This window comes from Kosakonia sp. BYX6 (assembly GCF_038449125.1).
GTDB classification, from domain to species: domain Bacteria; phylum Pseudomonadota; class Gammaproteobacteria; order Enterobacterales; family Enterobacteriaceae; genus Kosakonia; species Kosakonia calanthes.
Window position 1 is genome coordinate 3,157,066 of sequence record NZ_CP151800.1, and the last position, 20,428, is coordinate 3,177,493.

A 20,428-nucleotide genomic window follows, 5' to 3' on the forward strand; every position below is an offset into this window, starting at 1 on the left:
CGGTTGCTATACATTTTCCAGGATAAACTGACAAATCAGCACTATCTGAATAAGAGTAATCCGTATCCGACCAGCGCGGCCCACACTAACATCGGCAGAGAATAGAGGTGAAATCGCCACCAAATGCGGCGATTATTGGCCATCCGCAGCGCGATAAGATTCGCCAGCGATCCGGGCAATAACCCGAAACCGCCCACGTTTACCGCCCAGGCCAACAGCGTGTCTGGCGGGACATAATTCAGCAGTAGGATAGTCGCCGGAACATTGCTGATAAATTGTGATAAGCCGATGGCGGTTAACCATAAACCCGGCGGCGCAAGCTGGCCGGTGCTGGTCAAAATATTGTGCAACGCAGGGAGTTGGGTCAGCAGATGAACATCGATAAACATGGCGATAAACACCAGCAGCAATGTCCAGTCGACGCTCAACACGACTCGGCGCGCCAGCAACAGAAACCCGACGGCGACCAGCCCCAGCCCCCACAACTCCTGTTTGAGCTCCAGCGACGTGATAAAAATCAGATAAAAGCCAAGACAGCTCCATACCAGGCGAGGCTGCCAGCTCGGCGCGGGATTGCCGCTGTGGTAATGCAGCGCTTTGTTGGGGAAACAGAACCAGCACAGCACGAACAATGTCGCCATCATCGCCAGCGCCAGCGGTGCCATCTGCCAGATAAAAGCCGGGAAAGAGAGGCCGGAACGGCCCCAAATCAGGATATTTTGCGGGTTGCCAATGGGCGTTAACAGCGATCCGGCATTCACCGCCAGCGCTTCAAAAATGATCAGCCGGTTGACCGGAATTTCACACAGCTTTTTGAGCGTGATGGTCAATGGCACCACAATAAACAGTGCGACATCGTTGGTGAGAAAGGTTGAAAGCAGCGCCGCTGCCAGCACCATAAACATCGCCAGCCGACGCTCATTATGAAAACGACGCACCATGCGCCGCCCAATCACGTCAAAATAACCGCTCAGTTCGACCCCTTTGGTCAGCAGCATCAACCCGCTCAGCGTGATGATGGTGTGCCAGTCGATTGCCGCAGGCCATTTCTTTGGCGCGAAGGGCACAAAGAAACAGAGGGCAATACCGATGAGCAGTAAAAGGTGTAAAAAGCGGTCACGCGCTACGGCGCGGAAAAACGGCAGGGTCATTCAGGCGGCATTCCGTGTTGCTCAGTAAAGCGGCGGAAACATTCGAGGGTTTCCTGGCTGACGTGGTGTTCCATCCCTTCGGCGTCACGGCGCGCGATATCCGCACTTACGCCCAACACCAGTAAGAAACTTTCGACGATTTGATGGCGTTCGCGGCTTTCCTGCGCCAACCTTTCCCCTTCAGCCGTGAGAAAAACGCCGCGCCATGGGATTTGCTCAATTAAGCCCACTGTCGCCAGCCTTTTTAGCATCTTAGCCACTGTGGGTTGCGAGACGCCGAGTCGCGCGGCCATATCCACCTGGCGAGCTTCGCCCACTTCGCGGATCAAATCAGAAATCAGTTCAACATAGTCGTCGATAAGCTCGCGACGATGCGCTTCACGCACCTGACGGAAGCCTTCAACGTGCTCTTCAACATTTACCAACGTCACTTTTTTTATTGTTTGCTTACCTGCGCGACGGTTCATAGTGCTTCCCCTGACGGTGTAACGCCTGTGCGGTGCCAAATAACAGAAGCGCCATTGTAAACCATCCGTGAAGCAGCACAAAAAATTAACGTATTAGCCGTAGCTATACAACATAGCCTGTGCTATATCTGTATGTAATGCATTCACCTTTCATGGATCGAAGGGGTGCGAAATAGAAGGAGGTCAACGATGAATGAGTTCAAGAGGTGTATGCGCGTGTTTAGTCACTCTCCTTTTAAAGTACGTTTAATGCTGCTGAATATGTTGTGCGATATCGTCAACGGTAAACCGCAGCAAAAGAACGATAAACCTAAGAAACACTAATGCGGCGTCGCGGTACGCCGCTTCATTTTTCTGTCACAATTCCCCGCCATACTGGCTGTTTTGTCTAAAAATCAGCGTATTTTTGTTGGATTTGCAATCATTCTCTCAAAACAACCGCTTAGGCCATGTTGACCTTCTACGCGCCTCGCTTTATCTTTGCGCAGCCCTGCACAAATTGCGGCTCGCAGAAGCGGACCCCTCCTCCTCTCCACGCACTGTCCGGCAGGTTTTGACCCTTTCGCCAGGGTGAGCACATGGCGTTTTCACGACAGTAATCTATGAGCTTAATTCTTAAAGAATCCGTTGCCTTGCGTAGTCAGGCGATCAATCCGTGGATTGGTTTCTACTTTCTACAATCCATGTTGATTAACTTTGCTCTTGGTTACGAATTCAGCGTGCTGTATGCCGTTGTTTTGACCTGCGCACTGTCTGTGCTTTGGCGCCATGCGCCGCGCGCGCAAAAAATCTTTCTGGGTATCACATCACTGGTTGCCGCGAGCTACTCTCCCTTTGGCCAGGCTTACGGCGCACCCAATTTCAACACGTTGCTGGCTTTGCGCTCGACGAATATGGAAGAGTCGACGGAAATTCTGACCATCTTCCCGTGGTACCACTACGTTATTGGGCTGTTTATCTTCGCGCTGGGTGTGATTTCTATTCGCCGCCGGGTAACCGCCCCTTCTGTGCCGTGGTTGAAATGGGACACGCTGGGCGTGATGTTTTGCGTGGCATCTTATTTTATCGGCCCGGTGCAAAACCATTTTCGCGGTTTTGAATTCCGGCTGATCGATACCGGTGTGCCGGTGCTGCGTTTTGTACGCGATGTGGCGTACAACTACCACGAAGTTGTGGAAGAAGAAGAGAACATGGCGCTGCTCTCCAGTATGAAAGACACCTGGACCGTGACGGCGGTAAAACCGAAATATCACACCTATGTGGTGGTGATCGGTGAAAGCGCGCGCCGTGACGCACTCGGTGCATTTGGCGGCCACTGGAATAACACGCCGTTTGCCAGCCAGGCCAACGGCAATTTATTTATTGATTATATTTCTGCCAGCGGTTCGACGCAGAAATCACTCGGTTTGACCTTAAACCGCGTGGTGGACAACAAACCGCAATATCAGGATAACTTTGTGACGCTGGCCAATCGCGCCGGTTTCCAGACCTGGTGGTTCTCCAACCAAGGGCAAATTGGCGAATACGACACCGCCATCGCCAGTATCGCCAAACGCGCAGATGAAGTGCAATTTCTGAAACGAGGCGACTTCGAAGCGGATAAAAACACGCGTGATGACGATCTATTAAAACTCACCAACCAGGTGCTCAGCACCAAACGCAATCAACCACAGCTTATTGTGCTGCATTTGATGGGTTCTCATCCGCAGGCATGCGATCGCACCGGTGGCAAGTACAACGAATTTGTGCAGTCGAAAGAGACGTCCTGCTATCTCTACTCCATTACGCAAACTGATGATCTGCTCGGCAAGATCTACTCCCAATTACGCAACAGCGGAGAGAGCTTCTCGATGGTCTATTTTTCCGATCATGGGCTGGCGTTTAAAGAACGTGGCAAAGAGGTGCAGTATCTGGCGCATGATGACCATTTTCAGCAGAACTTCCAGGTGCCGTTTATGGTGCTGTCGAGCGATGATACAAAACATCGGCTGATTAAAGCGCGCCGTTCGGCGAATGATTTTTTGAGCTTCTTCTCGCAGTGGACGGGGATTACAGCTGAACAGATTAAAAATTCTTACCGTTTTATCTCTGAGCAAAAAGCCGGACCAGCTTACGTTACCAACTTTAAATTACAGAAAGTTGACTACAGCCATCTCGGAACTGACATCTTCGATACGCGCAAAAAGCGTTAAGCGTCTATGCTTAGCGCGGGCAAAAAAAGCACAGGCAAAAAAAATCCGCCCATCGAGGCGGATTTTTTATTATCGCGTAAGCGATTAGAAGCGGTAACCAACACCGGCAATCCAGGTGCCAACGTCAACGCTACGAATACGGCTCTGCTCGTAAGAGAAGTCCAGAGCAACGTTTTCCATCGGGTTGAACTGCAGACCAGCACCGTAAGAGAAGCCATAGTCGCTGGTATCAGAAACTTTAGCCACGTTTTCAGTCTGCTGGAATTTACCGTAACCAACACCGACAACGCCGTAGATGCTTGCCCAGTCGTTCAGACGGAAAGCCGGACCCGCAGTGATGCCGTAGTATTGTGCTTTGTTATAAACGCCTTCACCGGTGGTGCGATCTTTTTCGGTGTAGGTAAAGGAGCCGATAACACCCAGCGGGTTGTTGTCCTGCTCGTAGCGGTATTTCAGGTTGAAACCGTTAGTTTTGTTTGCGATACCCTGAGCGTCGCTCTGAGCATAACCGCCAGAAACGGTTGAAGTTGATGCTACTGCGGAACCTGCAGAAACCGCCAGAAGAGCGGCCAGTGCTGAAAGACATGCAATTTTTTTCATAATCCACCTCAAATGTGCTTCAAGTAAACCTTGTGTCCTACGTTTTTAAATATATCAAAACTTATGAGGAAACTCTTTGCAGGAAATAGAGTCTAATGTGCCATTTCATGTAACAGAAAGTTTCCGGTACTGAACAACTCTTTCAAATAAAAGACTATTTCCCGCATAATGCCCCATTATGCTGTTCAATCCGCGGCACATTCATCCAGATTATTCTTAAATGAATAGCTTAATTAACCAGCACTTGTCGGCTATTCTACGGATTTTTTGCACGTTTTTTTCAACGAACGGTCAACCGCCAGACAGGTATTTCAAGTAGACTGGCTGTTTTACTTCAATTGACAGAACTTGACGGGAGAAAGGATGTCCGGCTTGCCTCGTAAATTACCGGTGTGGTTGCCGGTGGTCGTTTTACTTATCGCAATGACATCCATTCAGGGTGGCGCATCGCTGGCGAAATCATTGTTCCCGCTGGTTGGGGCGCCAGGCGTCACCGCCCTGCGTCTCGCGCTGGGCACTATCATCCTGGCGATCGTTTTCAAGCCCTGGCGTTTGCGCTTCACCCGTGAACAGTGTTTGCCCCTGCTGTTTTATGGCCTGTCGCTTGGCGCAATGAACTATATGTTCTATCTGGCGATCCAGACCGTACCGCTCGGCGTTGCCGTGGCGCTGGAATTCACTGGCCCTCTGGCCGTTGCACTATTTTCTTCCCGCCGTCCGGTGGATTTTATTTGGGTTATCCTGGCCGTGCTTGGCCTGTGGTATTTACTGCCGCTGGGGGAAAATGTTTCCCATGTGGACTTGAGTGGTGCCGCGTTTGCGCTAGGTGCCGGGGCATGCTGGGCGATTTACATTCTTACCGGCCAGCGCGCGGGCGAAGAGCATGGCCCGGCGACGGTCGCGCTCGGTTCATTAATTGCGTCAATAGTGTTTGTGCCGCTCGGTGCATTTCAGGCCGGTGAATTGCTGTGGCAATGGTCGATATTACCGCTCGGTATCGCCGTCGCCATTCTCTCCACCGCACTGCCCTACTCGCTGGAGATGATTGCCCTGACCCGGTTACCCACGCGGACATTTGGCACATTGATGAGCATGGAACCTGCCATGGCGGCGGTATCCGGTATGATTTTTCTCGGCGAAACCCTGACATTCCAGCAGGTGCTGGCGTTGATGGCGATTGTCATCGCCTCGATGGGTTCCACCTTAACGCTACGCCGGGAAGCGAAGATTAAAGAAGTCGATATTGGTTAAATAATAATTATTCAGCATGAGTATCCTCTTATGCTGAATATCTATTCTGGTAGCTGTCATTATTTTTTACTTTTCCCTATATCTGCGCACAAAATAGAATCATTCTTATCTTTGGTTAATTCACTTATTAGAATCATCTTATAATTCATTAGATTAGTTGTGCGTTCCTGAAAGTGTATCCTATATTTTAATCCTGCTATCGAACCGATAGGCATAGCCAAAACCGGATAAGGTTAATCTGGTGCTATACTTAGTTCCGGTATTTACCTGGGACACAAACATCAAGAGGATATGAGATTATGAGTACCGCTAAACTGGTTAAAACGAAAGCGTCTAATCTGCTTTATACCCGTAACGATGTATCGGATAGCGATAAAAAAGCGACTATTGAGCTGCTGAATCGCCAGGTGATCCATTTCACTGACCTGTCTCTGATTACTAAACAGGCCCACTGGAACATGCGCGGCGCCAACTTTATTGCTGTGCATGAAATGCTGGATCAGTTCCGTACCGCGTTAATCGATCACCTCGATACCATGGCAGAACGCGCTGTACAGCTGGGCGGTGTTGCGCTGGGTACCACGCAGGTAATTAACAGCAAAACCGCGCTGAAAAGCTACCCGCTGGACATTCACAGCGTTCAGGATCACTTGAAAGAGCTGGCCGATCGCTACGCCATCGTGGCAAACGAAGTGCGTAAAGCCATCAGTGAAGCGAAAGACGAAGATACCGCAGATATCTTCACCGCCGCTTCCCGCGATCTGGATAAATTCCTGTGGTTCATCGAATCCAACATCGAATAATCCATTAGCTCTACCTATCACCCCCTGCGCCTCTGGCGTGGGGGTTTGCACTTTTATAGTGCATATATTTGCAAACACTCCCGCCAAAAGTTACCACTTTGTAATTATTACCCCGCAAAACTGTTAATAAACGATTGTTTTACACCCATGATCTGCGCTAAAAACAAGCAATAGCGATCGCTGCGCCTTTGCGCACCAAAATGGTGACTCAAAATGGTGCGTAGTCGTATTGTTGCTACACTTATTGTGCAACTGGTTAAAGCTTCGTCTTTACAAAACAATAGGTTGTAAACTTGGCATGATTTTTTCATACTGCGTTCATTCTCGCAGGGGCTCGCTCCCCGGATACAAAAGGAAAAACTATGAAGTCTGTATTGAAATTTTCCCTGGCTGCACTCACCCTCGCTTTTGCCGTTTCTTCTCAGGCTGCTGATAAAAAACTGGTTGTTGCAACTGACACCGCATTCGTTCCCTTCGAGTTCAAACAAGGCGACAAATATGTCGGTTTCGACGTCGATCTGTGGGCGGCTGTCGCTAAAGAATTGAAACTGGATTATGAACTGAAGCCGATGGACTTCAGCGGCATTATCCCTGCGCTGCAAACCAAAAATATCGATTTGGCTCTGGCGGGTATCACCATCACTGAAGAGCGCAAAAAAGCGATCGATTTCTCTGACGGCTACTACAAAAGCGGCCTGCTGGTGATGGTTAAAGCCAACAACAACGACGTCAAAAACGTGAAAGATCTCGACGGCAAAGTTGTGGCGGTGAAGAGCGGTACTGGCTCTGTTGATTACGCGAAAGCGAACATCAAAACTAAAGATCTGCGCCAATTCCCGAACATCGATAACGCCTATATGGAACTGGGCACCGGCCGCGCGGACGCGGTTCTGCACGACACCCCGAACATTCTGTACTTCATCAAAACTGCCGGTAACGGTCAGTTCAAAGCGGTCGGCGAGTCTTTGGAAGCGCAGCAGTACGGTATCGCTTTCCCGAAAGGCAGCGACGAGCTGCGTGAGAAAGTGAACGGCGCACTGAAAACACTGCATGAAAACGGCACCTATAACGAAATCTACAAAAAATGGTTCGGTTCTGAGCCTAAATAATTATTAAAATATAACGCGTTACAGCTCGGGGGCGGCCTTCGCCCCCGCACTTTTGTTTCAACCACGGTATACAGGAACTCAACATGCAGTTTGACTGGAGCGCCATCTGGCCCGCCATTCCGCTTTTGCTAGACGGGGCCAAAATGACCTTGTGGATTTCGATCCTCGGTCTGGCTGGCGGTATCGTTATCGGCCTGCTGGCCGGTTTAGCCCGCACTTATGGCGGCTGGATTTCTAACCATATCGCGCTGGTTTTCATCGAAGTCGTTCGCGGAACGCCGATTGTCGTGCAGGTCATGTACATCTACTTCGCGCTGCCAATGGCATTACCGGATTTGCGTATCGATACTTTCACCGCCGCCGTGATCACCATCATGATCAACTCCGGCGCGTATATCGCGGAAATCACCCGCGGTTCTGTACTCTCAATTCATAAAGGCTTCAGCGAAGCGGGTCTGGCTTTAGGCCTGTCGCGAAGCGAAGCGATTCGCTATGTGATCCTGCCGTTGGCGCTGCGCCGCATGCTGCCGCCGCTGGGCAACCAGCTGATCATCAGTATTAAAGATACCTCGCTGTTTATCGTTATCGGTGCGGCTGAGTTGACCCGCCAGGGCCAAGAGATCATCGCCGGTAACTTCCGCGCGCTGGAAATCTGGACTGCCGTCGGCGTTATCTACCTGATCATCACCCAGGCGCTCAATTTAGTGCTTCGTCGTCTTGAAAAAAGGATGAAAATCCTGTGATTGAATTTAAAAACGTTTCCAAGCACTTCGGTAAAACCCAGGTGCTGCACAATATCGATCTGAACATTACTCAGGGCGAAGTTGTCGTTATTATCGGGCCGTCTGGCTCCGGTAAATCAACACTGCTGCGCTGCATTAACAAGCTGGAAGAGATCACCAGCGGCGATCTGATTGTTGACGGTTTGAAAGTGAACGATCCGAAAGTCGACGAGCGCCTGATTCGCCAGGAAGCCGGCATGGTGTTCCAGCAGTTTTACCTGTTCCCGCATCTGACAGCGCTGGAAAACGTGATGTTCGGCCCGCAGCGTGTACGCGGCACCAACAAAGCGGACGCTGAGAAACTGGCAAAAGAGTTGTTAGCGAAAGTGGGTCTTGCAGAACGCGCTCACCACTACCCGTCTGAGCTTTCCGGCGGCCAGCAGCAACGTGTGGCGATTGCCCGTGCGCTGGCGGTAAAACCGAAAATGATGCTGTTTGATGAGCCCACATCAGCGCTCGATCCGGAACTGCGCCACGAAGTGCTGAAAGTGATGCAGGATTTGGCCGAAGAAGGCATGACGATGGTGATCGTGACCCACGAAATCGGCTTCGCCGAAAAAGTGGCGTCTCGCCTGATTTTCATTGATAAAGGCCGCATTGCCGAAGATGGCAACCCGCAGCAATTAATCGAAAATCCGCCGAGCCAGCGTTTACAGGAATTCCTGCAACACGTTTCCTGATGTTCTTAAGCCCCTCCGCCCGGAGGGGTTTTTCTTTCCCCAGATTGTTCTCAATTCCTTCCCGCCGTTACCCGGCATCTATACTTATCTTTTTGCGGGATTTTCTCACCGGAGGAGCCTATGCCGTGGATTTTGTTACTGATTGGCCTGCTGTGCGCGCCGCTTCAGGCTGCGACGATTCCCGGCGTCACCTCCGCCGCGACCAGCGCGTCATCATCATCCGCTCAAACGACCGAACCTGATGTAGAACAAAAGAAAGCCGCCTATGGCGCCCTAGCGGATGTGCTGGAAAACAATGACTCACGCAAAGAGTTAATCGATCAACTGCGCAAAGTCGCTACCGCGCCGCCGGAAGAGCCCGTCCCCGTGATTTCGCCACCGGAAGTCAAAGAGCAAAAAACGGTGCTGGAGAATGTGACCGAGGTGACCGACTATTATGGCGAGGCGCTGGCGACGCGCTTTGCGCAGCTCTATCGAAATCTTACCGGTTCGCCGCATAAAGCCTTCAACCCGCAAACGTTCACCAATGCCGCCAGCCATTTTTTGCTACTGGCGGTGCTGGTTTTTGCGTTCTGGCTGTTGATTCGTTTATGCGTGTCGCCGCTGTATCGCAAAATGGGTGCCTGGGGGCGACGTAAAAATCGCGACCGCAGCAACTGGTTACAATTGCCGTCGATGATTGTCGGCGCGTTTCTTATCGACCTATTACTATTGGCGCTGACGCTGTTTGTCGGCCAGGTGCTCAGAGCGAACCTTAACGCCGGCAACAGCACCATCGCCTTCCAGCAAAGCCTGTTTCTCAATGCCTTCGCGCTGATCGAATTTTTCAAAGCCATCCTGCGATTGATTTTTTGCCCGCGCATACCGGATTTGCGCCCGTTTCGCATTCGGGATGAAACCGCGCGCTACTGGCATTTGCGCCTCAGCGCGCTCAGTAGCCTGATTGGTTATGGCTTGCTGGTGGCGGTGCCGATTATCTCCAACCAGGTCAATGTGCAATTTGGCGCGCTCGCCAATGTGGTGATCATGTTGTTTATCACCGTCTGGGCGCTGTATCTCATCTTCCACAATAAGCGCCAGATCCAGCATAACCTGATTGTGCTGGCGGATAATTCGCTGGCCTTTTTCAGCCTGTTTATCCGCGCGTTTGCACTGATCTGGCACTGGCTCGCCAGCGCCTACTTTATCGTGCTGTTCTTCTTTTCGCTGTTCGACCCCGGTAACAGCCTGAAATTTATGATGGGCGCTTCGCTCAGCAGCCTGGCGATTTTGAGCATCGCGGCGTTTATTTCTGGCGTGCTGTCTCGCTGGTTGAATAAAACCATCACGCTGTCGCCGCAGGTGCAACGCAACTACCCGGAGTTGCAAAAACGGCTGAATGGCTGGTTGTCCGCATCAATGAAAACCGCGCGAATTCTGGTCGTCTGCGCGACGATCATGCTGCTGCTCAATGCGTGGGGGCTGTTCGATTTCTGGCACTGGCTAAATTATGGCGCGGGCGAGAAAACCGTCGACATTTTGATCCGCATTGCGCTGATTCTTTTCTTCTCCGCCGTCGGCTGGACACTGCTGGCGAGTATCATTGAAAACCGACTGGCGTCGGACATTCACGGTCGCCCGCTGCCGAGCGCACGCACACGCACACTGTTGACGCTGTTTCGCAACGCGCTGGCGGTGGTGATCAGTACCATCACGGTGATGATTGTGCTGTCGGAAATTGGCGTGAACATCGCCCCACTGCTGGCCGGTGCCGGTGCGCTAGGTCTGGCGATTTCGTTTGGTTCGCAAACCCTGGTGAAAGATATTATTACCGGGGTTTTTATTCAGTTTGAGAATGGGATGAACACCGGCGATCTGGTGACTATCGGCCCGCTGACCGGCACGGTGGAGCGCATGTCAATTCGTTCCGTTGGTGTGCGCCAGGACACTGGCGCGTATCACATCATTCCATGGTCATCGATAACCACCTTCGCCAACTTTGTGCGCGGCATTGGTTCAGTGGTGGCGAACTACGATGTGGATCGCCATGAAGATACCGACAAAGCGAATCAGGCGCTGAAAGAGGCGGTGGCCGAACTGATGGAGCAGGAAGATATTCGCGGGTTGATTATTGGCGAGCCGTCGTTTGCCGGGCTGGTTGGACTCACCAACACCGCCTTTACGCTGCGCGTGACGTTTACCACGCTGCCGCTCAAACAGTGGACGGTGCGTTTTGCCCTCGACACGATGGTGAAAAAACATTTCGACCTCGCCGGGGTGCGCCCACCGGTGCAGACTTACCAGATGATCTCTGCACCGGAAGGCACGCCGCAATTACAGCCTGTGTCACCAGGTGGTTCGCCGCCGCCAACCGAACCTACCCTTTAAAACGAGTCTGCGCCCAGCGTTTACGCTGGGCCTCATCCAGAAACGACCAGGCAATAAAACGGCTCTGCTTTTGCCCCTGCGCCATCTCTTTTTTCATCACTTTTACCGCGCCCACTTGGGTCAGAGCACGGTAGAGTTCCGGCAAATTATCTCCGCGTGACACCAGCGAGGTGAACCACAGTACCTGGCGGGCGAACTGTGGGCTTTCAGCAATCATCTTGCTGATAAACGCCACTTCCCCACCTTCGCACCATAACTCTTGTTGCTGGCCGCCGAAGTTTGCCGCGTCCTGCACAGACTGGCCCAGGTTACGGCGTTTGCGCTCGCTGCCTGCCTGTGCACTAAGCGCTGAGTCATGGAATGGCGGGTTGCAGATAACCGCGTCATAGGATTCATTTTTATGGATGATGCCGGTGAGGATTGCCGCCGGATCTTTTTGCCGACGCAGACGCACTGCGCGGCTCAGCCCTGGATTCGCACTGATGATGGCCTGCGCGCTGGCAAACGCCTGGTCATTGACTTCGCTGCCGGTGAAACGCCAGCCGTATTCATGGGCGCCAATCAGCGGATAGATGCAATTTGCGCCGGTGCCGATATCCAGCACGCTGGCCTGCGACGGCACTTTTCCGTCATGGCTTTCGGCCAGCACATCCGCCAGGTGGTGAATGTAATCCGCGCGCCCCGGCACTGGCGGGCAGAGAAAGCCGTCCGGAATGTCCCACTCGCCTACGCCATAAAAATGCGCCAGCAGCGCCTTATTCAAGGCTTTCACCGCCTGCGGATCGGCGAAATTAATCGTGGCCTCGCCATTCGGGTTGGTGGTCATAAAAGCACGCAACGATGGGTTTACGGCGCACAGGGCGTCGAGGTCATAGCGGCTGTGGTGGCGGTTACGCGGGTGTAAACCCGGCTTCTGGGCATTCATGGCATTCTCCTGTTAGCAGCGGCGTAAGATACCCGTTGACGTTGGCCGGGTAAATAAGTGAGGCTGAAGAAACTTTTTGCCAACCAGGATGTGCTATGTATTTTTATGAACCCGCGAAGGGGCATGGGCTGCCTCACGACCCGCTGAATGCCATTGTTGGCCCGCGCCCGATCGGCTGGATTGCTTCGCAGGACGGCGAAGGTCGCCCCAACCTTGCGCCATACAGCTTCTTCAACTGCTTTAATTATCGTCCGCCGATTATCGGTTTCGCCAGCAGCGGCTGGAAAGATAGCGTACGCAATATTTGTGAAACCAAAACGTTTGTCTGGAACCTGACCACCCGCGATCTGGCGGTGCGGATGAATGAAACCTCCGCGTCGCTGGCGCATGGCGAAGATGAGTTTGCCCGTGCTGGCCTGACGCCGGTTGCTGGTCGTATTGTGAATGCCCCGCGCGTGGCCGAAAGCCCGGTTAACTTTGAGTGCCGCCTTTCTCAATGCATTCAACTGACGGCTGCCGATGGCACAGCGGTGGACACCTGGCTGGTGTTGGGGGAAGTGGTCGCGGTGCATATTGACGAATCACTGCTTGAAGACGGGGTTTACCAGACCGCAAAAGCACAGCCGGTCCTGCGTGCGGGCGGCCCATCGGCCTATTACGGCATCAGCGACGATCTGCGTTTTGATTTGATCCGCCCGGATAACCGTTAAGCCGAAATCGTGACTGGATTTGATGCCGATACCTGTAGGCCGGATAAGGCGATCGCCGCCATCCAGCGCAATGCCACATGAAGCCTCGCTCGCCGGATGGCGCTGAACGCTTATCCGGCCTACAAATTCGGCCCGCTTGGTTATTCGGCCAACGTGCCGGGTGTCTATACTTACGTTAACAGGAGGATGAGATCATGGCTTCAGGTTGGGCAAACGACGATGCAGTACAACAACAGATCGACAGCACCATTGAAGATGCGGTGGCGCGCGCGCGTCGCGATATTCCTGGTGGCGAAAGTCTCAAGGAGTGTGAAGAGTGCGGCGATCCGATCCCGGAAGCGCGCCGTAAAGCGATTCCCGGTGTGCGGTTATGTGTGAAATGCCAACAGGAGAAAGATTTACATAACTCTACATTTTCAGGATATAATCGCAGAGGTTCGAAAGATAGCCAGCTACGTTGACGTTTCCTGACCGTTGTAACCAGCGCAAGCGGTTGCTTTTACATCCATAAATTCCCGCCCCTTAAGTAGCAAAATGTGCCGCAAAATTCCTCGCTATGCTCAGCCTCACGCGAAATGCCATTTTTACTGATTAAAACCATTTAAATTCAATATAGTAACGCTTGTTCAATTTTTTAGAATAAGGCCGTCAATTCTCTTCGATTTTATCTCTTGCGAAAAACAGTGATACTCATCACATCGACGGAACATCGTCCCCAACACAGAATAACCTGCGAGAGAATACCTATGAAAACCATCAAATATGCTGTTGCTGCTATCGCCCTTTCTACCCTCTCTTTCGGTGCCTTCGCGGCACAATCTGTCAGCGCTACGCAGGCAGAAAGCATGAACAAAATCGGTGTCGTTTCCGCCACTGGCGCAACCACGCTGGACGGTCTGGAAGCGCGCCTGGCTGCAAAAGCACAAGCGGCTGGCGCGTCTGGCTACAGCGTGACGTCCACGACCGGCAATAACAAACTGAGCGGCACCGCGGTTATCTACAAATAACCGAACCGAAGTATTACCCCGGCATTTTAACCCTCTGTCGGATGCTCCACCCTCATTAACCCTGTTTGTTACCCTTGTTTGGCCCGTCTCCTTTTGTGACGGGCTTTTTTTTGTCAAAAACTTTCCGCAACCCGCGCCAGCCCGTCTTCCAGCGTCGCGACTTCTCCGCTCGCCATCAGGCAACACGCCAGCTGGATTTTCAGCGATTCCGGCACCGCTTCGCGCCCACTCAGGCAGTGCTCAATCCAACGCGCCGTACTTTCCGCATCTTTCGCCGCCCCGCCGGTTGCCGCCGGTAGTGCATCATTACGCGCATAAAGTACGCGCTCGCCCTGCGCATCCACCTGGTTTATCTGCGGGCAACGCAGCGGGTTAGCATAAACTTCCCCTTCCGTACCGTGCATCAGCAACGCGCGCCCGCCAATATCCACAAAGAATTTCCCTACCCGCGTGATGTATTCCGGGTGCGAAACGCTGGATAAGCGCAGCGCCGCGTCTTTTTCAAATGGCGTCGCCAGTTTCGCCAACGTGTGCGCGCTGTTGCGCACGCCCATACGCCAGCGCATCGCCAGCTGTTTTTCCAGCGGCGGGCAGAGCGCGCGCACCGGAATGTACACCGGTTGATGGCCTTCCAGCTTCGCCTGCGCCTGACCGGCGTGTAGCGTTGCGTCAATGCCTAACAAGTGGAAGATGGTTTCGCTCACCACGCGGGTCGGATCTTCACTGACGCCATGTACCACCACCGGGAAACCGAGTTTGTTGAGCAAAATCGCCAGCAGCGGTGTGAGGTTCGCCTGTTTACGCGCGCCGTTATAGCTAGGGATCACAATCGGCATCGGCTTCGCCACCGGCGGCGTCAGCTTGAGAGTTTGCGCCTGCATGGCGTCGTAAAAGCCGCGCATTTCGGCCTCGCCCTCACCTTTAATGCGCAGCGCAATCAAAATGCCGCCCATCTCCAGTTCCGGTACGTCGCCGTTCAGCATCTGCGTATACAGGCGACGAGCCGTGTCAAAATCCAGATCGCGGGCGTGATTTTTCCCCCGGCCAATCTCTTTGATGATGCTGCGGTAATCCATGGACACTCCTTGCGTGCTCACATCGTTAACGGCGCTTACGGCGCTTTTGCTCAGGCTTCTTCACTATAACGTCAGGCATTGATGGTTGGGAAATCGGAAACACCGGCAGCGCGTCAAGCAGGCGTTTGCCGTAATTTTTGGTCAGCAGCCGCTTATCGTAAATCACCACTTCGCCGTGACAGCCGTGGCTACGAATCAAACGCCCGACTTGTTGGATCAGGTTAAACGAAGCGCTGGGTAAGCTCTGGACCTCAAAAGGATAGCGTTTGAGGCTTTTTAACCATTCGCCTTCGGTGATCACCACCGGGCTGTCGATAGGCGGAAACGCGATTTTATGAATGTGCACCTGGGTCAGGTAATCCCCTTTGAGATCCAGCCCTTCGGCGAAAGATTGCAAACCTACCAACACACTGCGCTCGCCGCCATCAATCCGTTTGCGGTGTAACTCCACCAGCCGGTAGCGCGGCTGATCGCCCTGCACCAGCAATAACAGGCGCAAATCCGCCACGTAGGTTAAAAAAAGTTGCATAGCGCGTTGGCTGGCGAACAGCACCAGCATCCCCGGATGGGCTTTGCTCTCCACTTCCTGGCGAAACCAGGTCGCCATTTCGGCAATATGCTGCTCTTCGTTCTCCATCAGCGGTTCGTAGCGCATTTGCGGGATGACGATTTTCCCCTGCTCGACATGATTAAACGGCGAATCGAGGCTGACAAAGCGATCCCCGGCTTTCTCTTTCAGGCCGCTCATCTCTTGTAAACGGTTGAAGCTGTTGAGCGAACGCAAGGTCGCCGAGGTCACCACAATATGCGGAACGCTGCGCCACAGCAGTTTTTCCAGCTGATCGCTAACGCGGATGCCAACACAGTGGAACAGCAGATGCAGTTGCCCATCGCGCACGTCGCGCGTCACCCATTTAGAGACCGGCGCACCAGAGGCCTGCACCATCGAAGCCAGCCGCCACAATTTGCTCTGGCTCTCAAACATGCCCAGCGCGCGGTTCATCTGCAAAATCACGCGGTGCAAACGCACAATGTCGTGGCTGCCGGTCTTTTCGCTTAAATCGTTGAGAAACAACTCCGCCAGCCCGCGCAGCATTTCGGTGAGTTTCGCCAGCCGCTGGCAAATGGCCATCACTTCATCGGGCAGTTCGCCCATCGCGAAGCGGTGCTCCGCCTCTTGTCCGGCAGGAAGATAGAGATTAAGGATAGTGTTTAGCGAGGCGATCAGTTCAAACAACTCTTCGCAATGGGCGTTCAGCCGCTCCGGCGTGGCCAGCGGCGGCAGGGTTTTCGGGCGAAACTGCTCAAGGCAGGTGGCAACCAGTTTGCTAAACAGATCGAGTTGAAGTTGATACCAGGCCGAGGTGATTTCCGCCGACATCTCCAGCGCATCACGGGCGACATCCGGCAAATGGTGGCCTTCATCAAGCACCAGCAGCAGGTTTTTAGGCTCCGGCAGCACCGCTTCGCTCTCCATTGCCGCCATCACCAGCGCATGGTTGGCGACCACCACTTCCGCTTCCTGGATTTCGCGGCGCGCCACAAAGAACGGGCATTCGCGGTAGTAATGGCAGTTACGGTTCAGGCAGCTGGCTTTATCGGTGCTAAGACGCCGCCACAAATCATCGCTGATCGCTTTGTCAGTATGATCGCGCAGGCCGTCCCACTTGTAGCTGTCGAGATCGGTTTTCAGCGCCGCGCAGCGCTTCTGTTCTTCCTGGTTACCCGGTGTTAATTCGTCATCGAGAAAGGCCAGCAGATCTTGCTGGTTCGGCTCTGTGCTGGCGAGCGCTGCGAGGTTGCGCGGGCAGACGTAACGCCCACGCCCAAAGGCGGCGGTAAAACGTAAATCGGGAATAATTTTGCGCAGCAGCGGCAGATCTTTACTGAAAATCTGATCCTGCAAGGCAACGTTGGCGGTGCTGACCACCAATGTTTTCTGTTCTTCGCGGGCAATGGCAATGCCCGGAATGAGATAAGAGAGGGTTTTCCCCACGCCAGTTGGCGCTTCAATCGCCAGATGACGCCCTTCATCACCCGCCAGCGTTTTCGCCACATCGGCAATCATCTGCCGCTGGGGTGCGCGGGGAATAAAGTCCGGGATCTGTTGTTGCAGCGCCTTATACCAGGCGGCAATCTGCGCTTTTAACGCGGCGGTAAGGGCCATTCGACAACCTGAAACACTGTATAAACGGCCACTATTGTGGCACTTTTAGCGCCCAGGAGTTAACTCTTTTTGCCGTTATGGAACCCTGCCCGGAAAGATAAGCGCGGGCCGAAGGCATAAACCTCCCCCGGCCCGGCGTGTTATTTCAATTCCGGCCAATACTCTTTGTTGGCGTCGATCAACGCATCCAACACTTTGCGCGCTTTTTTGGCATCAATAATCGTGCGGTTCAGGGTTAATGCCTGCAACGCCTTGGTGTAAGAACCTTCAAACCAAGCTTGGACGGTCAAGCGTTCATAAGCGAATTGCTGCTCAATCATCCCTTTATAGAAGGTCGGGATTTTGCCGACGCCAAATGGTCGCGGCCCGTTGCAGCCAATTTCCGCCGTGAGTTCGACCATCACGTCGTCATCCAGGTTTTCCACCAGGCCGTTATTCGGCACCATCACAATAAATTTTTTCTTCAAATTGAAGGCGATGGCTTCCGCCAGTTCAACAATCATGTCGCCGTGCGCGTCGTTGTGCACCACATGCACATTGCGCGTCGTTCCCTCGGCAACCGCCGTGCGGCACTCGTCGAACACGCGTTTTTCACGCCCGTCGATGACTTCATTAGCGCGGGTGTAGTTCGGGTCGAGTTTGGAGAACTTGTACTCCGGGTAAAGATAATATTGCAGGTAGGTATTGGGCAGATAATCCGGGAAATCGCGCAGCATATCGGCCACTGCGGCATAGGTTTCCAGCCATGATTTATCGCGCTGCTCTGCATCGACAGGTTTGAAGCCGTTTTCAGCAATAAACGCTTTCAATTCCGGCGCCAGGTCGTGACCGGTTTCGTCGTACAGATGCGTAAACCAGCCAAAGTGATTCAGCCCGAAATAGACTGGATCGAAGGTTGCCGGATCGCGGTTGAGCAAACGGCCATAGGAACGCAGCAGGTTCACTGGCTGGTCGCAGATATTGAGGATGCGCTTATCGTCCGGAAAGCGTTTGTTCAGAGCATCCGCCACAATCGCCGCCGGGTTGGTGTAGTTCAAAATCCACGCTTGCGGGGAGCGAGCGCGGACTTTTTCCACCAGCGCAATCATGTCGCGAATGGAGCGCATACCATAAGCAAAACCGCCTGCGCCACAGGTTTCCTGGCCGATTACGCCAAGGCTCAGCGGGATTTTTTCATCCTTTTCACGCATCGCGTAGCCGCCGGTACGCATCTGGCAGAAGATAAAATCCATCTCGCTAAAGGCGACCTCTTCATCGCTGGTATAGACAAACTCCAGCGCCGGGTACTCTTCGCGAAACAGCACTTTGGCATATTCGCCAATCACCGCCTGGCGTTCGCTGTTGACGTCGAACATCACCAGTTTATTCAGCGGCAGACGCGCCTTGAGTTTACATAACGCTTTTAATAAACCCGGCGTCCACGTGGAACCACCACCGACAAGTACGATATTAAAAGAAGTTTTCATCAGTCAGTCTCTTATTGCGTCTGTTGAACGAGTAAATTTTGTTTCACGGCGTTGGCAATGCTTTCTACCTGCGGGCCGTAAATCACCTGAATGTCAGTCTCCGTGGCGCGGATAAATCCGTTTGCGCCGCTCTGTTTAAGGACGTTTTCATCGACTTTTTGCATATCTTTGATTTTCACGCGCAGGCGAGTGAAACAGCAGTCGACGTTCTGAATATTTTCATGACCGCCCAGCCCGGCGATGATTTTTGCCGTCGCGCTGTCGCCTTCGCCAACGCTTTGTGTCGCGCGCACGGCGCGCTCTTCCTCTTCACGCCCGGGGGTTTTTACGTTGGTGCGCAAGATTATCCATTTGAAGGAGAAGTAGTAGACCGGCGCCCACAGGCAGCCCAGCAACAGGCTAAACCACCAGTGCGTTTTCACGCCGCCGAGCACGCCAAAGACCATAAAGTCGATAAACCCGCCCTGAATGTTGCCGATCATCACGTTAAGCAGTTGCGCGCAGGCGAAGGAAAGACCGGTCATGATCGCGTGGAAGATAAACAGTAGCGGCGAGACGAAGATAAAGCTGAATTCCAGCGGTTCGGTGATACCGGTGGTAAACGACGCCAGCGCACCGGCCATCATCAGCGCTTTCACGCGCTGTTTGTGCTCCGGTTTTGCACAACGGTAAATCGCCAGTGCCGCCGCCGGTAAACCAAACATCATCACCGGGATCTTGCCCTGCGCCAGGAAACGCGTGGCTTCGCGCACCACATCATCCGCCAGCGCACCGGGGTTCGCCAGCGCATAGTTAAAGATGGAGAGCGCGCCAATCACGCTTTCGTTATCGACATGCACCATGCCGCCAACCGGGGTGAAACGTACCGTTTCATTAAGAATGTGGTGTAACCCGGTCGGGATCAGAATGCGTTCAGTAAAGGCGTAAACGAAGGTGCCAAACGGCCCGGATTCGCCAATAAATTGCCCAAGCTGAATAATCGCGCTGGCGATCACCGGCCAAATAAGCGACATCAGCACGCCGACAATCGGTAAGGCGATGACAGTGATAATCGGCACAAAGCGACGGCCACCAAAGTAGGCGATGGCCGCCGGGAGTTGAATGGTATAGAAGCGATTGTGCAGCAACACGGTGACCAGCCCGGAAATCACCCCGCCGAGTACGCTCATCTGGTAAGAAAAAATCCCTAAGGTGCTGGCAAATTCAGCGGAATACATCACCGCTTCGGTCTGGCTGTAGCCCTGTTTTACAAAGGCGTCGACGGAGGTGGTTTCTGGCGTTAACCCTTGCGCCAGCAAGCTGTAATTGACGCCGACATGAAAAGTGATAAAGCCGATGACGGCGGCCAGCGCGGCGGTGGGTTTCTCGTCCCGCGCCAGGCCAATGGCGGCAGCAATGGCAAATAACAGCGGTAAATTGGCGAACAACGCGCCAGCGACTTTACGGATAAAACCGATCACCTGCTGCATCACTTCCGCGTGAATCACCGCTTCGCCGACAATCGCCGGGTTTTGTAATGCCGCCGCCAGGCCCAGGAAAATCCCCGCCGCCGCAATTACCGATATCGGCATCATCAATGCCTTACCCAAATCTTGTAAAAACTCACCGGCCCGACTCATCGTTATTTTCCTTTTAGGGTTCCGACTGAACGTTGAGCAGAGTATAGCCAGGTTTG

At 53.2% G+C, this 20,428-nt stretch carries 19 protein-coding genes; 11 read left to right on the forward strand and 8 right to left on the reverse strand.

Annotated features, from left to right (window positions below):
• Window positions 1–41 precede the first annotated feature (41 nt).
• Both AAEY27_RS14800 and mntR read right to left on the reverse strand, forming a co-directional pair.
• Window positions 42–1,151 (reverse strand): anion transporter, encoded by a 1,110-nt coding sequence (locus AAEY27_RS14800; protein ID WP_342321413.1) that lies wholly within the window; start codon window positions 1,149–1,151, stop codon window positions 42–44.
• Entirely contained in the window at window positions 1,148–1,618 is a 471-nt protein-coding gene (gene mntR / locus AAEY27_RS14805) for a manganese-binding transcriptional regulator MntR (protein ID WP_342321415.1), read from the reverse strand. The genes AAEY27_RS14800 and mntR overlap by 4 nt, the downstream gene beginning before the upstream one ends.
• A gap of 189 nt (window positions 1,619–1,807) precedes the next feature.
• On the opposite strand from mntR, the gene mntS reads away from it, so the two are divergent.
• Together mntS and AAEY27_RS14815 are read left to right on the forward strand one after the other, a co-directional pair.
• Window positions 1,808–1,942 carry a manganase accumulation protein MntS gene (gene mntS / locus AAEY27_RS14810; protein WP_342321417.1) on the forward strand — a complete coding sequence of 45 codons (135 nt, stop codon included), beginning with the start codon at window positions 1,808–1,810 and terminating at the stop codon, window positions 1,940–1,942.
• A 278-nt stretch (window positions 1,943–2,220) separates the two neighbouring features.
• Window positions 2,221–3,810, forward strand: coding sequence for a phosphoethanolamine transferase (locus tag AAEY27_RS14815; protein WP_342321419.1), 1,590 nt, complete (start codon window positions 2,221–2,223; stop codon window positions 3,808–3,810).
• 84 nt (window positions 3,811–3,894) lie between these two features.
• Here AAEY27_RS14815 and ompX read toward each other — a convergent pair whose 3' ends face one another.
• Window positions 3,895–4,410, reverse strand: coding sequence for an outer membrane protein OmpX (gene ompX / locus AAEY27_RS14820; RefSeq protein WP_342321420.1), 516 nt, complete (start codon window positions 4,408–4,410; stop codon window positions 3,895–3,897).
• 363 nt (window positions 4,411–4,773) lie between these two features.
• Here ompX and rhtA point away from each other — a divergent pair, with 363 nt between their 5' ends.
• The 6 genes from rhtA to ybiO all read left to right on the forward strand — a co-directional run bounded on the left by rhtA (window position 4,774) and on the right by ybiO (window position 11,402).
• The gene (gene rhtA, locus AAEY27_RS14825; RefSeq protein ID WP_342321421.1) at window positions 4,774–5,661 is read left to right on the forward strand and encodes a threonine/homoserine exporter RhtA; all 888 of its coding nucleotides are present in this window, start codon (window positions 4,774–4,776) and stop codon (window positions 5,659–5,661) included.
• Window positions 5,662–5,960: 299 nt separating this feature from the next.
• Complete coding sequence (gene dps, locus AAEY27_RS14830) at window positions 5,961–6,464, forward strand: DNA starvation/stationary phase protection protein Dps (protein WP_342321422.1); 504 nt, start codon at window positions 5,961–5,963, stop codon at window positions 6,462–6,464.
• A 362-nt stretch (window positions 6,465–6,826) separates the two neighbouring features.
• Window positions 6,827–7,573 (forward strand): glutamine ABC transporter substrate-binding protein GlnH, encoded by a 747-nt coding sequence (gene glnH, locus AAEY27_RS14835; RefSeq protein ID WP_342321424.1) that lies wholly within the window; start codon window positions 6,827–6,829, stop codon window positions 7,571–7,573.
• A gap of 83 nt (window positions 7,574–7,656) precedes the next feature.
• Window positions 7,657–8,316: a glutamine ABC transporter permease GlnP gene (glnP, locus tag AAEY27_RS14840; protein ID WP_342321425.1), complete on the forward strand. Its 660-nt coding sequence runs from the start codon at window positions 7,657–7,659 to the stop codon at window positions 8,314–8,316.
• On the forward strand, window positions 8,313–9,035 hold the full coding sequence (glnQ, locus tag AAEY27_RS14845; protein WP_342321426.1) for a glutamine ABC transporter ATP-binding protein GlnQ: 723 nt from the start codon (window positions 8,313–8,315) through the stop codon (window positions 9,033–9,035). The genes glnP and glnQ overlap by 4 nt, the downstream gene beginning before the upstream one ends.
• 120 nt (window positions 9,036–9,155) lie before the next feature.
• Window positions 9,156–11,402, forward strand: coding sequence for a mechanosensitive channel protein (gene ybiO, locus AAEY27_RS14850; protein ID WP_342321428.1), 2,247 nt, complete (start codon window positions 9,156–9,158; stop codon window positions 11,400–11,402).
• Here ybiO and rlmF read toward each other — a convergent pair.
• The gene (rlmF, locus tag AAEY27_RS14855) at window positions 11,392–12,327 is read right to left on the reverse strand and encodes a 23S rRNA (adenine(1618)-N(6))-methyltransferase RlmF (RefSeq protein ID WP_342321429.1); all 936 of its coding nucleotides are present in this window, start codon (window positions 12,325–12,327) and stop codon (window positions 11,392–11,394) included. The two genes, ybiO and rlmF, sit on opposite strands and share 11 nt — an antisense overlap.
• Before the next feature lie 95 nt (window positions 12,328–12,422).
• Between rlmF and AAEY27_RS14860 the strand changes: the two genes are divergently transcribed.
• From AAEY27_RS14860 to ybiJ, 3 genes are all read left to right on the forward strand, one after another.
• Window positions 12,423–13,037: a flavin reductase family protein gene (locus AAEY27_RS14860; RefSeq protein WP_342321431.1), complete on the forward strand. Its 615-nt coding sequence runs from the start codon at window positions 12,423–12,425 to the stop codon at window positions 13,035–13,037.
• 194 nt (window positions 13,038–13,231) lie between these two features.
• Window positions 13,232–13,498 (forward strand): DksA/TraR family C4-type zinc finger protein, encoded by a 267-nt coding sequence (locus AAEY27_RS14865; RefSeq protein WP_342321432.1) that lies wholly within the window; start codon window positions 13,232–13,234, stop codon window positions 13,496–13,498.
• Window positions 13,499–13,783: 285 nt separating this feature from the next.
• Window positions 13,784–14,044, forward strand: a complete 261-nt coding sequence (gene ybiJ / locus AAEY27_RS14870; protein WP_342321433.1) for a DUF1471 family protein YbiJ — start codon at window positions 13,784–13,786, stop codon at window positions 14,042–14,044.
• Between the two features lie 113 nt (window positions 14,045–14,157).
• On the opposite strand, the gene ybiB is transcribed toward ybiJ, so the two are convergent.
• The 4 genes from ybiB to AAEY27_RS14890 all read right to left on the reverse strand — a co-directional run bounded on the left by ybiB (window position 14,158) and on the right by AAEY27_RS14890 (window position 20,372).
• Window positions 14,158–15,120, reverse strand: a complete 963-nt coding sequence (gene ybiB, locus AAEY27_RS14875; RefSeq protein ID WP_342321435.1) for a DNA-binding protein YbiB — start codon at window positions 15,118–15,120, stop codon at window positions 14,158–14,160.
• A 25-nt stretch (window positions 15,121–15,145) separates the two neighbouring features.
• Window positions 15,146–17,287: an ATP-dependent DNA helicase DinG gene (gene dinG, locus AAEY27_RS14880; protein WP_342321436.1), complete on the reverse strand. Its 2,142-nt coding sequence runs from the start codon at window positions 17,285–17,287 to the stop codon at window positions 15,146–15,148.
• 140 nt (window positions 17,288–17,427) lie between these two features.
• The gene (locus AAEY27_RS14885; protein WP_342321437.1) at window positions 17,428–18,753 is read right to left on the reverse strand and encodes a 6-phospho-alpha-glucosidase; all 1,326 of its coding nucleotides are present in this window, start codon (window positions 18,751–18,753) and stop codon (window positions 17,428–17,430) included.
• Window positions 18,754–18,764: 11 nt separating this feature from the next.
• Window positions 18,765–20,372 carry a PTS transporter subunit EIIC gene (locus AAEY27_RS14890; protein ID WP_342321438.1) on the reverse strand — a complete coding sequence of 536 codons (1,608 nt, stop codon included), beginning with the start codon at window positions 20,370–20,372 and terminating at the stop codon, window positions 18,765–18,767.
• Window positions 20,373–20,428: the final 56 nt, after the last annotated feature.

Excerpts from the sequence above, each read along its gene's own strand:
- AAEY27_RS14800 (WP_342321413.1), bottom strand. The coding sequence starts at position 1,151 with ATGACCCTGCCGTTTTTCCGCGCCGTAGCGCGTGACCGCTTTTTACAC.
- mntR (WP_342321415.1), bottom strand. The coding sequence starts at position 1,618 with ATGAACCGTCGCGCAGGTAAGCAAACAATAAAAAAAGTGACGTTGGTA.
- mntS (WP_342321417.1), top strand. The coding sequence starts at position 1,808 with ATGAATGAGTTCAAGAGGTGTATGCGCGTGTTTAGTCACTCTCCTTTT.
- AAEY27_RS14815 (WP_342321419.1), top strand. The coding sequence starts at position 2,221 with ATGAGCTTAATTCTTAAAGAATCCGTTGCCTTGCGTAGTCAGGCGATC.
- ompX (WP_342321420.1), bottom strand. The coding sequence starts at position 4,410 with ATGAAAAAAATTGCATGTCTTTCAGCACTGGCCGCTCTTCTGGCGGTT.
- rhtA (WP_342321421.1), top strand. The coding sequence starts at position 4,774 with ATGTCCGGCTTGCCTCGTAAATTACCGGTGTGGTTGCCGGTGGTCGTT.
- dps (WP_342321422.1), top strand. The coding sequence starts at position 5,961 with ATGAGTACCGCTAAACTGGTTAAAACGAAAGCGTCTAATCTGCTTTAT.
- glnH (WP_342321424.1), top strand. The coding sequence starts at position 6,827 with ATGAAGTCTGTATTGAAATTTTCCCTGGCTGCACTCACCCTCGCTTTT.
- glnP (WP_342321425.1), top strand. The coding sequence starts at position 7,657 with ATGCAGTTTGACTGGAGCGCCATCTGGCCCGCCATTCCGCTTTTGCTA.
- ybiO (WP_342321428.1), top strand. The coding sequence starts at position 9,156 with ATGCCGTGGATTTTGTTACTGATTGGCCTGCTGTGCGCGCCGCTTCAG.
- rlmF (WP_342321429.1), bottom strand. The coding sequence starts at position 12,327 with ATGAATGCCCAGAAGCCGGGTTTACACCCGCGTAACCGCCACCACAGC.
- AAEY27_RS14860 (WP_342321431.1), top strand. The coding sequence starts at position 12,423 with ATGTATTTTTATGAACCCGCGAAGGGGCATGGGCTGCCTCACGACCCG.
- AAEY27_RS14865 (WP_342321432.1), top strand. The coding sequence starts at position 13,232 with ATGGCTTCAGGTTGGGCAAACGACGATGCAGTACAACAACAGATCGAC.
- ybiJ (WP_342321433.1), top strand. The coding sequence starts at position 13,784 with ATGAAAACCATCAAATATGCTGTTGCTGCTATCGCCCTTTCTACCCTC.
- ybiB (WP_342321435.1), bottom strand. The coding sequence starts at position 15,120 with ATGGATTACCGCAGCATCATCAAAGAGATTGGCCGGGGGAAAAATCAC.
- dinG (WP_342321436.1), bottom strand. The coding sequence starts at position 17,287 with ATGGCCCTTACCGCCGCGTTAAAAGCGCAGATTGCCGCCTGGTATAAG.
- AAEY27_RS14885 (WP_342321437.1), bottom strand. The coding sequence starts at position 18,753 with ATGAAAACTTCTTTTAATATCGTACTTGTCGGTGGTGGTTCCACGTGG.
- AAEY27_RS14890 (WP_342321438.1), bottom strand. The coding sequence starts at position 20,372 with ATGAGTCGGGCCGGTGAGTTTTTACAAGATTTGGGTAAGGCATTGATG.